Annotated in this window: 11 protein-coding genes; 4 read left to right on the forward strand and 7 right to left on the reverse strand. The window is 62.6% G+C overall.

The features are described from left to right. Window positions 1-7: 7 nt before the first annotated feature. The 4 genes from F1609_RS18010 to F1609_RS18025 form a co-directional block, all read right to left on the reverse strand. Window positions 8-367 (reverse strand): hypothetical protein, encoded by a 360-nt coding sequence (locus F1609_RS18010; protein ID WP_167077781.1) that lies wholly within the window; start codon window positions 365-367, stop codon window positions 8-10. Window positions 368-377: 10 nt separating this feature from the next. Next, entirely contained in the window at window positions 378-1,307 is a 930-nt protein-coding gene (locus F1609_RS18015; protein ID WP_167077877.1) for a YihY/virulence factor BrkB family protein, read from the reverse strand. 61 nt (window positions 1,308-1,368) lie between these two features. Next, window positions 1,369-2,391, reverse strand: coding sequence for an OmpA family protein (locus F1609_RS18020; protein ID WP_167077878.1), 1,023 nt, complete (start codon window positions 2,389-2,391; stop codon window positions 1,369-1,371). A gap of 238 nt (window positions 2,392-2,629) precedes the next feature. Beyond that, window positions 2,630-2,947 (reverse strand): collagen-like protein, encoded by a 318-nt coding sequence (locus tag F1609_RS18025; RefSeq protein WP_167077782.1) that lies wholly within the window; start codon window positions 2,945-2,947, stop codon window positions 2,630-2,632. A 338-nt stretch (window positions 2,948-3,285) separates the two neighbouring features. Between F1609_RS18025 and F1609_RS18030 the strand changes: the two genes are divergently transcribed. From F1609_RS18030 to F1609_RS18045, 4 genes are all read left to right on the forward strand, one after another. Then, complete coding sequence (locus F1609_RS18030) at window positions 3,286-3,897, forward strand: winged helix-turn-helix domain-containing protein (protein ID WP_229421934.1); 612 nt, start codon at window positions 3,286-3,288, stop codon at window positions 3,895-3,897. Window positions 3,898-4,258: 361 nt separating this feature from the next. Then, on the forward strand, window positions 4,259-5,011 hold the full coding sequence (locus F1609_RS18035) for a glutathione peroxidase (protein ID WP_167077783.1): 753 nt from the start codon (window positions 4,259-4,261) through the stop codon (window positions 5,009-5,011). Between the two features lie 88 nt (window positions 5,012-5,099). Further along, the gene (locus F1609_RS18040; RefSeq protein WP_167077784.1) at window positions 5,100-5,996 is read left to right on the forward strand and encodes a M90 family metallopeptidase; all 897 of its coding nucleotides are present in this window, start codon (window positions 5,100-5,102) and stop codon (window positions 5,994-5,996) included. Window positions 5,997-6,064: 68 nt separating this feature from the next. Beyond that, window positions 6,065-7,384: an ATP-binding protein gene (locus F1609_RS18045; protein WP_167077879.1), complete on the forward strand. Its 1,320-nt coding sequence runs from the start codon at window positions 6,065-6,067 to the stop codon at window positions 7,382-7,384. 247 nt (window positions 7,385-7,631) lie between these two features. Here the strand turns inward: F1609_RS18045 and F1609_RS18050 are convergent, their stop codons facing one another. Genes F1609_RS18050 through F1609_RS18060 form a run of 3 tightly spaced genes read right to left on the reverse strand, consistent with a single transcriptional unit; the run spans window position 7,632 to window position 10,952 of the window. Next, window positions 7,632-8,159: a response regulator gene (locus F1609_RS18050; RefSeq protein ID WP_167077785.1), complete on the reverse strand. Its 528-nt coding sequence runs from the start codon at window positions 8,157-8,159 to the stop codon at window positions 7,632-7,634. A gap of 1 nt (window position 8,160) precedes the next feature. Continuing rightward, complete coding sequence (nosR, locus tag F1609_RS18055; RefSeq protein ID WP_167077786.1) at window positions 8,161-9,492, reverse strand: response regulator c-di-GMP phosphodiesterase, NosR family; 1,332 nt, start codon at window positions 9,490-9,492, stop codon at window positions 8,161-8,163. Continuing rightward, a complete protein-coding gene (locus F1609_RS18060; protein ID WP_167077787.1) occupies window positions 9,489-10,952 on the reverse strand; it encodes a PAS domain-containing sensor histidine kinase in 1,464 nt (487 codons plus the stop codon). Before F1609_RS18060 ends, nosR begins: the two co-directional genes overlap by 4 nt. Between the last annotated feature and the right edge of the window lie 22 nt (window positions 10,953-10,974).

Below are 10,974 nucleotides of genomic sequence, written 5' to 3' on the forward strand. Positions count from 1 at the left end.
GGACGAACTATTGGCTTGGCGATCCAATAAATTTCAAATCGGAAATGAGACCTGCAAATTGTTTTAAGCGTGCAGGTACGCCCTGGGCATGCCGATGAGCTGACTGATAAAGCTGAAACACGTGCGCGTAATCGCTATCCGATTCGTCAAGGTACCAGGTGTCCATCACCATCCCATTCGGCCCGTATAAACCAAACGCCACGAATGGCAAGTCCGATTTTTCGTCGTTGTCAGCCCACAGCGCAAGTTTCGTGTTGTTGACAGTGACGGATATTGTGTACTTGTCTTTGCGCCAACCGGCATTGCCTTCCTCGGGTTTGACAGAAAGCGCTTTTACAATTTCCCTGTAGTCGTTTGGTATCGACATGTGGTCCCGCTCACCGAATCCGCGTCACCTTCGCCGCCGTTGTCTGCCCGCCACCGGTGACTTCATCCGGCTTGTGCTTCAGACTGCCCAGTTGCAGCGCATATTGCCGGGCGAACTCGGCGCCCAGGAAGAAAATCTGCGCCGAGTAATACACCCACAGCAGCAGGGCGATCATCGAGCCGGCCGCGCCGAAACTGTTGGCCACGCCGCTGTTACCGATATACAGCCCTATTGCAAATTTCCCCAGGCTGAACAAGGCAGCCGTACCCAGCGCGCCGATGGTCACGTCGCGCCATGACAGCTTGATGCGCGGGAGCATTTTGTAGATCACCCCGAACAGCACCGCGATGACCAGGAAGCTGATCGCCCACGATACCCACGACAGCAGCACGGCCGCGTCTTTCCACAAGCCATTCATGTAATTTTCCAGCACGGCCAGCGCGGCGCTGACCACCAGCGAGACCATCAGCAGGAAACCCAGCACCAGGATCAGCCCGAACGACAGCAAACGCGTGCGCAGGATGTCCCACCAGGTCGCGTCGGTGGAGGCCGGCACCGCCCAGATCTCGTCCAGGCTGTCCTTGAGCTCCGAAAACACGGTGGTGGCCCCGAACAGCAGCAGGCCGGTGGCGATGACGGTGGCCCAGATGCCACTTTCCTTGTTTTGCGCGCCGGCCAGGATCAGCTGGATCGCTTCCGCGCCTTGCTTGCCGACCAGTCCGCGCAATTCGTTAATCAACTGGCCCTGGGCCGCTTCGGCGCCGTAGAAAAAACCGGCGATGGCGATCACCAGCACCAGGATCGGCGCCATCGAAAACAGGGTGTAGAACGCCAGTGCCGCGCCCTTGCTGGCGGCGCGGTGCGCGAACCATTCGGTGACCGCGCAGCGCATCACATTGACCAGTTGTTTGGAGTACGGCGCCCATTCCTTGATTTCCATTGTCATTACTTTCCTTAAATTGCGCGGGGAGCACGCGCTCCCCGCAAAACAGTGAATCTTGTTATTGAACGCGTCGTTCGATGGTGATTTGCTCGACTTCAACGCGGCGGTTCGGTTCCAGGCAGGTGATCAGCGCGGCGCGGTTTTTCTCGGTGCAGGTGACTACCGGATTGGCCTCGCCCTTGCCGTAGGCTTTCAGGCGCGCGCCGTCGATGCCCTTGGCCACCAGATAGTCGCGCACCGCATTGGCGCGCCGCTCCGACAGCTTGAGGTTGTATTGCTCCGAACCGAGCCGGTCGGCGTAGCCGGTGATGTCGACGTCGGTGATGCTCGGGTCGGCCGCCAGCGCGGCGGCGATCTCGTCCAGGCGCGTCTGGGTGACGTTCAGGGTTGCGCTGTTGAAGGCGAACAGCTCGGTGGCGGTGAGCGTGATTTTTTCGAAGCGGGCCGGCGGCGGCGGCGGTGCCACCGGTTCCGGCGGCGGCGTGAGTGCCGGCGGCGGGGTCGGCGCTGGCGGTGGCGGCGGCGGCGGAGGAGGAACCGGCTTGTTGAAAGCGTAGTTGACGCCGATCGTCAGGTATTTGTTGTTGCTGCGGTCGAAACCGAAGGCGTCGTCGCCGCGCAGGCGCCCGCGCACCGTGCGCAGGTCGGCCTGCATCGACCACTGGTCGGTCAGGCCCAGCTGGAATCCGAGGCCGGCGGTCGCGTAGGGCGAGGTCTTGCTGACCCGGCGCAGCGGATTGTCGACCCGGTCGCGCTCGGCGCCGACGCCAATCAGCAGGAAGGGACGGAAATTCTGGCGCGACAGCATCAGCAGCGCGTCCGCGCCCACCAGGGTCTGGCGATAGTTGGCCAGGCCTTCCTTGCTGCGCGCATGGGTGACGCCCATCTGCACGTCCCACATCTCGGACAGCGGCCTGCCGATCTTGAGGCCGCCTCCGTAGTCGCGTTCGTCAACGCCGAAATCCTTGTCGGGCCGGAACGCGTTGGCGCTGGGCTGGATATACCACGAGGGATTGATATCTTGCGCAAAGGCCAGTGACGCGCTGCACGATAGTGCCGCAGCCAGGGCCGTCTTTCTCATTTTGCTCACAGGGAACTCCTATTCGATAGGTCAGTTGAGTTGTCATCACTGAAATGCAGCAGTGTGACGTTCGACTTGAGATTAAGTGGGGGAGTTCAATGCAACCGTTCGATAGCGCACTGTGATTCTGGCCTTGTCTTTTTAATACAACAATTTGTGCGCTTGCTAAGAAAAATCGCGCCGGACCAGGCGAACCTGGTGCGGCGCGACTTATCGCGCGAAAAATAGCCAGGGGCTATTAGTTCGTTTTTTCCGGTACGACGATCACGGTGTCGCCGCCGGTCTTGCCTTGGTCGCCTTTGGCGCCGTCTACGCCAGGGGCACCTGGGGTGCCGGTTGCGCCAGCGGCGCCTGGGGTGCCGGTGGCGCCCGAGTTGCCGTCGGTACCAGCAGCGCCGGTCGCGCCGGTTGCGCCAGGAGCGCCAGCCGGGCCAGGTACGGCTACTGGAACTTCAACGGTTGGGGTAACAACCGTTGCAGGTGGGTTAACAGTGGTTTTTTCGCATGCGGTCAGGCCGGCGATTGCCAGCAGTGCTGCCAGGATAGTCGTTTTCATGGTGGTTTCCTTTTATATGTGTCTGGTGCCGGCGGCAACCAGACTGAACGTCAGTGAAGTCATTGCACACACGAATTTGTGCGAACGGACCCAGAATACGGTCTTGTTTAGTTGGAATCTGTACGCCAACGCACACAGCAGAACCCGTCAGCAAAATTGCAACGATGAAAAGATGATCATAGGAAGTAAATTGTGCGAAATGTTCGATGGCGCACAGACCATCGCGGTCCGCACAGGCAATCTTGCACTCAGTTGTGCGGAACCGAATTATTGTCAGGCTGTCAAACGACATGTACCGGATCCGGACGAAATGAATCTTCTCTCATGGAGTACTCAACATGCATGCAACGACACAGCACCACAATGCGGCCCAAGGCGAAATGACCACATTGCACACCAACGCCAATTCTTCGCTGATCGAGCGCGTCGCGCCGCAGCCGGCCGAGCGCGCCCCGATCTCGATGGCTCCGATCGAGCGCGTGCGTTCGACGTCGGCCACCCAGCGCCGCATCGAAAACATGCAAAAGCTGATCGGCGAACTGTCGACCCACGAAATGCTGGCTGACGAGATCGCCTGGTTCCTCAAATTCTCGCCATCCGGCGCGCGTAAGTACATCCGCGACCTGCGCGAAGCGGGCGTGATCGAACTGGCGCGCTATATCGAAGGTACCGCCACCTACCTGGGCAAAGCGGTGTACCAGATTTCGCCGGATCCGGAACGCGTCAAGGCTTTCCTGGCCGCGATCGTCCAGCCGAAACGCGAAGGCGCCGCACCGCGCAAAGAGCGTCCGGGCCTGCGCGAGCAGAGCATGGCTGGCACGGGCCGTCACTTCCATATCCTGGCGGACGACACCCACTATGCCATTCGCGTCAATCGCAGCCCGGTGGCGCGCGATCCGCTGGTCGCCGCCTTGTTCGGCGCAGCGCCGTCGGCCAAAGACCAGGCTTGATCCTGCGCTGAGCTGCGCCCGCTGCGCCTGCGTCCGCCATCCGGTCGGACTGCGGGGCAGGGGCCGCCCGCGCGTTTTATCTTCCAGGCAGGACCGGCGTAGAACGGTCCAGCCCCGGACTCTGTTGTTTCGCTCTCTATTCGGCCGCGCCGTTCGGCCGCGCTATTCGGCCGTCCCTTAGGCCGTGCCAGTTGGCCCGTGCAGCCCAGCTTTGCCTTCACGCTTTCCTGCCAGGATGCGTGTGTTTCGGCACGTCTGCTGTTTTTCTGTCATTGTCCCCAATTGAAAACCCCCGAACCAGCCCCACTTGTGGCGGTGCGGGGATGTTCGCTCGTCCCACCCACTCACCCAAAGGAACGCCATGTTACCGACGCCAGAATCGCTTGAAGGCAAGCCCGTACCGAATGTCACATTCAAGGCCCGGCCCAACGACCAGTGGAAAGACATCACCAGCGATGACTTGTTCAAGGGCCGCACCGTCGTCGTGTTCTCGCTGCCCGGCGCCTACACGCCCACCTGTTCCTCCACCCATTTGCCGCGCTATAACGAACTGGCCCCCGTGTTCAAGCAGCACGGCGTCGACGAGATCATCTGCATCTCGGTCAACGATGCGTTTGTCATGAACGAGTGGAAAGTCGGCCAGGATGCCGAGAACATCACCGTGATCCCGGATGGCAATGGCGACTTCAGCGAAGGCATGGGCATGCTGGTCGACAAGCGCAACATCGGCTTCGGCATGCGCTCGTGGCGCTATTCCATGCTGGTCAAGGACGGCATCATCGAGAAGATCTTCATCGAGGCCGACAAGGAAGGCGATCCGTTTGAAGTGTCGGACGCCGAAACCATGCTGCGCCATATCAGTCCCGACGCCCAGGTTCCCGAGCCGGTCGTGGTGTTTTCCAAGCCCGGCTGCCCGCATTGCGCGCGCGCCAAGGCCACGCTCAAGGCGCACGGCTTGCAGTTCACCGAGATTTCGCAGGACCGCAAGATTAATTCCAGCGTGCTGCGCGCAGTCTCGGGCCAGTCGACCTGGCCGCAGGTCTTCATCGGCGGCAAGCTGATCGGCAACGCCGACGCGGTCGACGCTTACTTCGGCGCCGCCAAGGCGGCATAAGCCCAGCCCGCAGCTCCGCGCGCCGGACCGGCGCGCGGAGCTGCGGCGCGGCTTCCTCGTTTTCGTATCGCACCCGACAAGGACTAAGATGGAAGCGCTGCTCTGGACCACCGCCATCGTGGTGGCAATCGCGCTCGGCATGAGCTATCCCGGCTGGCGCCTCAGGCGCGCGCTGGCCCAGCCGTTCCCGCCTGCCTGGCGCGATATTCTTGAACGTAATATCCCCATTTATCAGCGCATGCAGCCCGACCTGCAAGCGCAATTGCAGCGCCTGGTGCAGCAATTCCTGTTCCAGAAAAAGTTTGTCGGCTGCGAAGGGCTGGAGGTGGACGACGAGATCCGCGTCACCATCGCCGGCCAGGCCTGCCTGCTGCTGCTGAACCGCTTTACCCGCGTGTACCGCAAGCTGCACACCATCCTGGTCTACCCGAGCGCCTTCCTGGTGCCGCGCAACCATGCCGACGAGGCCGGCATCGTGCATCCGGCGCGCCAGGAACTGCTGGGCGAATCGTGGGTCGACGGCCGCGTCGTGTTGTCGTGGGACCACGTCCAGCGCGGCGCCGGCGACTGGACCGATGGCCAGAACGTGGTGCTGCACGAATTCGCCCACCAGCTCGACAGCGAGTCGGGCAGCAACAACGGCGCACCATTCCTCGGCCATCCGGGCAGCTACCGCAACTGGTCCGAGGTGCTCTTGCGCGACTTCAACAACCTGCGCCACGAAGCCATGTTTCATCGCCAGAGCGTGCTGGACCACTATGGCGCGGTCAGTCCCGCCGAGTTTTTCGCCGTCGCCACCGAAACCTTTTTCGAGAAGCCCTGGCAGCTGGCCGAACGCCACGCCGCGCTGTACGAGCAGTTCCAGCAATACTACCGGGTCGACCCGCGCGAATGGCTGGCGCCGCCCGTGCTGGCACCTGAACCTCGCTTCGATGAACCCGAGCCGCCGGCCTCCTACGGTACCGTGTACGGCCAGTGGCGATGATGCTGGCGTATGCCTGAATACTCGGTCATAATCGCCTGAAGTACTTTCCCACGGGATTGATCATGGCGATGCAGTTCGAGGAATTTGAATCCTTCGCGTCCGACACGCCGCCCGCACCGGTGCGCGCGCCGGGCGCCGACGCCGCCTCGCCGCTGGTGCGCCTGCAGTACCTGATCGACAACACCCCGGCCATCATCTATTGCACCGTGCCCAGCGGTGACTTCAAGATGACCTTCGTCAGCAACAACGCCTACAACGTGCTCGGCTACCGGCCCGAAGACATGGTGGCCGATCCCAATTTCTGGTTCGATCATATTCATCCGGACGACGCGCCGGCCATCTTTTCCAGCTTGGCGCTGGTGTTCGTCGAGGGCCAGCGCGCCTACGAGTACCGCTTCCGCGCCGCCGACGGGGCCTACCTGTGGATGCACGACACCTTGCGCCTGATCCGCGACGAGCATGGCGCGCCGCTCGAAGTGATCGGCTCGCTTACCGACATCACGATCCGCAAGACCATGGAAGAAGCGCTGCACAGCAAGGGCCAGGAACAGCAGTTGCTGATCGGGCGTCTGCAGGAAGCGCAGAACCAGTTGTTGCAATCGGAAAAAATGGCCTCGATCGGCCAGCTGGCGGCCGGCATCGCGCACGAGATCAACAACCCGGTCGGCTTCGTCAATTCGAACATGGGTACCTTGCAGAAATACGTGGCGACCCTGTTCGGCGTGGTCAGCCAGTACGATGCCGCCATCGCCGCGCACAGCCCGCCGCCGGACCTGTCCAGCCGCATCGCCCAGATCGGCAAGAGCGCCGACCTGGCCTTCCTGCAGGATGACGCGACCGACCTGATCCGGGAGTCGATGGACGGGCTCAAGCGGGTCAAGGATATCGTCCAGGCGCTCAAGGATTTTTCGCATGTGGGCGAGAACGAGTGGCAGGTGGCCGACCTGCATCACGGGCTCGACAGCACCCTGAATATCGTCTCCAACGAGATCAAGTACAAGGCCACGGTCGAGAAGCACTACGGGCAGCTGCCGCCGGTGACCTGCCTGGCCTCGCAGCTGAACCAGGTGTTCATGAACCTGCTGGTCAATGCCGGGCACGCAATCAAGGAGAAGGGCGTGATCACGATCCGCACCGGGGCCGAGGATGGCTGGGTGTGGGTGGCGATCGGCGACACCGGCTGCGGCATCGCGCAGGAACACCTGAACCGGATTTTCGAGCCGTTTTTCACCACCAAGCCGGTCGGCAGCGGGACCGGGCTGGGCTTGTCGCTGTCGTACGGGATCGTGAACAAGCATGGCGGGCGGATCGACGTAGCGTCGGCGCCGGGGCAGGGGACCACGTTTACGGTGCGTTTGCCGGTGCTGCCGCCGGGGGCGGGGGGGTAAGGGTAGCCACAGGCTGGATTGTTCGCGGTCCTTCTGGAATCCATTGTAACGATAGCGCTAAAACCGTCTTTCCCGGCCTCGGCGGCCCCTTGGCGGGAATCCATCGCACCTACGCGAATCGACGGTGCTATGGATTCCCGCCTGCGCGGGAACGACGAGCTAGTGGCCGGGAACGACGAGCTAGTGGTCGGAAACAATGCTCGCGGTGAGAGAACCACGGCGATTGCCGAAGGTCGGCTGCCCCAGCTTACATAATAATCTCCCCGTTCGGCCCCCACTTCACCTTGAGCAGCCCCGGTTCCTCTTCCTCCATCTGGCGGATCGCCAGTTCCTCGCGGGTCATGGTGCCGTCCTGCACCCGTTGCCGGTCCGCCAGCCGATGCTGTTCGTGCAGCGTGTCGCGGTATTCCAGCGCGAGCCGGATGTTCTCGCGCAGATCGCCCACCTGCCATGGCTTCGGAATGAAGCGGAACACCTGCGCCTCGTTAATCGCGCTCATCACCGTCTCGAACTCGGTCGAGGCCGACAAAATCATGCGCACCGTGTCGGGCGCCACCTCCATGATCGCGTGCAAGAACTCCACGCCGGTCATCTGCGGCATGCGGTAGTCCGAAATGACCACGTCGAACGTCACCTCGGCGCAGCGCGTGAGCGCGTCGAACGGATCGCTGAAGGTCTCGATCTGCAGATCGGGAATGTCCAGGTGCTGGCGCATCGCCCGCACCAGCGCATTGAGCACATTGACTTCATCGTCAACCAATAATATGCGGCGCATCTCAAGCCCCCTTCACCGGTAAAGGCCAGACCCAGATATTCAGGCGGACCTCGTTCTTGTTCTCGAAATCCTGCACCTGCTGGATCATGCGTTCATCGAGCACATGGTCGGCCGAGAGCAGCATGAAGCCCTCCGGACTGACCAGGTCGCGCGACAGGGTCATGCCCGGGGCCAGGTACTTGGCCATGGTGGCCAGGTCCTTGACCTTTTCCATCTTGTCGCCATCCATCAGCGCCCGGAACGCCGCCACCACGTTCGGGTCGTAGCGCTTGCCCACCGCGTCGTAGATGATCTGCTTGGCGTCGGGCACCAGCACGCGGCGCTGGATCAGGGCGCCGATCTGCAGATTGTCGTAGTCCGAGGCCAGCGCCAGGATGCGCGCGCCGAGCGGAATCAGGGGCCCGGCCACGCCGTCCGGAAAGCCGCCGCCGTCGAAACGCTCCATCTGCGCGCGCAGCAGGGCCGCCACGCCCTGCAAGTCTTCCAGCGGCATCAGGAGCTGTTCGGCGCGCAGCGGATGCTTGCGGAACACGCCCAGCATGTCGCCGGCCAGCGAATTGACCGGCGTGGCCAGCAAGTCGTCCGTGAAACCGATCTTGCCGATGTCGTGCAGCAGCGCGGCAATGAACACTTCCTGGGTCGCGTTGCTGTCGAGGCCGAGCTTGACGGCGAGGCGCCGCGCCAGGTCCGCCACCCGGCGCGAATGCCCGGCCAGGTTGCCGCCGCGCATTTCGATCATGCTCGACAGGATCTTGATGGTGGTGATGAAATTGCTCTTGAGCTTTTTGTTGGTCTCTAAAATGGTGTCGCGCGAGTTGCGCAGCTCTTCGGTGCGGATCTCGACCTTCGCTTCCAGGCTCAGGTTGAGGGTTTTGAGTTCCTCGTTCTGGCGCACGGTCAACACTTCCAGGCGCGCCTTTTCCTGCTCCAGGGCACGGCGTTCGAGGGCGTGGCGCACCACCAGGCAAATATCGGTGTCGTCCCACGGCTTGGTGATGTAGCGGTAGATTTCGCCGCGGTTGATCGCCGCCAGGATCGAGGACACATCCGAGTAGCCGGTCAGCAGCAGGCGCACGGTGTCGGGCCAGCGCTCGCGCACGTGTTCCAGGAAGCGGGCGCCGTCCATTTCGGGCATGCGCATGTCGGAAATGACCAGGTCGACTTTTTCCTGTTCCAGGATGGCCAGGCCGGCCGCGCCGCTCTCGGCCACCAGCACCCGGTAGCCTTCCGGGCGGAACAGGCGGCGCAGAGCCGAGAGGATGTTCGGTTCGTCGTCAACGCACAGCACGGTGGCCGGGGGTGGGGCGGTATCGTCGGTCAGGGGCTCTGTCATGGGCTGTTCTCCTCGCTTGCTGCGGTTCTCTGGTGCACCGGCAGGACGATGCGGAACGTGGTGCCACGCCCGATCTCGCTGTCGACGTCGATGCTGCCATGGTGTTTTTGAATGATGCCGTAGGCCAGGGACAAGCCCAGGCCGGTTCCCTTGCCCACCGCCTTGGTGGTGAAGAAGGGGTCGAAGATGCGCGTCAGGTTTTCGCGCGGGATGCCGCTGCCGTTATCGGCAATCTCGATCCACACCTGTTCGGCGTCGCTGTCCGGTTCGCCCAGGGTGCCGCTGCGCAGGGTGATCGTGCCGCGCCGCTCACTCATCGCGTGTGCCGCGTTGACCACCAGGTTCATGATCACCTGGTTGATCTGCGACGGCAGGCACTCGATGTCGGGAATGGCGCCGTACTGCTTGACCACGTCGGCCTTGTACTTGACCTCGTTGGAGACGATGTTCAGGGTCGAATCGATGCCGCCGTGCAGGTTCGCCCAGACCCATTCCTGGTTGGCGTCGACCCGCGAGAAATCCTTCAGGTCCTGCACGATGTGGCGCACGCGGGCGATGCCTTCTTTCGATTCGCTCATGAGTACCGGAATGTCGTCGCGCAAAAAATCCAGGTCGAGCGTCTTGCGCATGGCCGCCAGGCGCGCCGCCGTTTCCGGACTGGCCTCGCTTTCCGCATCCTGGTACACGTGCAGCATGTCGAACAGCTGGTCGAGGTAGCTTTGCAGGGTGCCGAAATTGGAAAAGATGTAGCCGATCGGGTTGTTGATTTCGTGCGCCACGCCGGCCGCCAGCTGCCCGATCGAGGCCAGCTTTTCCGACTGCACCAGCTGCTCCTGGGCCATCGACAGCTTGGCGTTCAGTTCGGTCAGGGCCAGGTGCTTGGCGCGCAGTTCGGCGTCGGCGATCTGGCGCTGGCGCAGGTCGTCTTCCAGCCGTTCGTTCGCTTCGGCCAGCTGCGCGGTGCGCTTTTCGATCAGGTGTTCGAGGTTGTCGTGGGCCCGGCGCAGGGCGTTTTCGGCGACCCGCCGCTCGGTCACGTCGCGCATGGTTTCGATGGCGCCGACCACCTTGCCGGCGCCGTCGCGCAGGGGCGCGGCGGTAAAATGCAGCCAGTGCCCGCCCACGCCCAGGTTTTCGAAAAAGCCTTCGGTCTCGTAGGCGCCGGGAATCAGGGCCGACTGGCGGTGCGCGCCCAGCCCGGCCGCGTCGCCCGAGACGATCATGTCCGACAGCATCTGCCGCTCATGCGCGTAGAACGCCACGCCGTGGTTGCGGGTGCCGATCATCGCTTCCGTGCTCCAGCCGAGCAGGTGTTCGCAGGCCTTGTTCCAGTGCGTGATGGTGTGCTCGTGGTCGATCACAAAAGTCGCCACCGGATGCCCGTCGAGCAATTCCGAGAGGGCAAACGCATCACCCTCGTCGGGCGGGCTGTTGGCAGGCAGGTGTTCGCGGCTGGACATCTTGATCGGCCTCCATGGCACT

The organism is Massilia aquatica, from assembly GCF_011682045.1.
Classification (GTDB): Bacteria; Pseudomonadota; Gammaproteobacteria; order Burkholderiales; family Burkholderiaceae_D; genus Telluria_A; species Telluria_A aquatica.

Bases quoted from the DNA above. Each gene is read 5' to 3' on its own strand.
- F1609_RS18010 (WP_167077781.1), bottom strand. From the start codon at position 367: ATGTCGATACCAAACGACTACAGGGAAATTGTAAAAGCGCTTTCTGTC.
- F1609_RS18015 (WP_167077877.1), bottom strand. From the start codon at position 1,307: ATGGAAATCAAGGAATGGGCGCCGTACTCCAAACAACTGGTCAATGTG.
- F1609_RS18020 (WP_167077878.1), bottom strand. From the start codon at position 2,391: ATGAGAAAGACGGCCCTGGCTGCGGCACTATCGTGCAGCGCGTCACTG.
- F1609_RS18025 (WP_167077782.1), bottom strand. From the start codon at position 2,947: ATGAAAACGACTATCCTGGCAGCACTGCTGGCAATCGCCGGCCTGACC.
- F1609_RS18030 (WP_229421934.1), top strand. From the start codon at position 3,286: ATGCATGCAACGACACAGCACCACAATGCGGCCCAAGGCGAAATGACC.
- F1609_RS18035 (WP_167077783.1), top strand. From the start codon at position 4,259: ATGTTACCGACGCCAGAATCGCTTGAAGGCAAGCCCGTACCGAATGTC.
- F1609_RS18040 (WP_167077784.1), top strand. From the start codon at position 5,100: ATGGAAGCGCTGCTCTGGACCACCGCCATCGTGGTGGCAATCGCGCTC.
- F1609_RS18045 (WP_167077879.1), top strand. From the start codon at position 6,065: ATGCAGTTCGAGGAATTTGAATCCTTCGCGTCCGACACGCCGCCCGCA.
- F1609_RS18050 (WP_167077785.1), bottom strand. From the start codon at position 8,159: ATGCGCCGCATATTATTGGTTGACGATGAAGTCAATGTGCTCAATGCG.
- nosR (WP_167077786.1), bottom strand. From the start codon at position 9,492: ATGACAGAGCCCCTGACCGACGATACCGCCCCACCCCCGGCCACCGTG.
- F1609_RS18060 (WP_167077787.1), bottom strand. From the start codon at position 10,952: ATGTCCAGCCGCGAACACCTGCCTGCCAACAGCCCGCCCGACGAGGGT.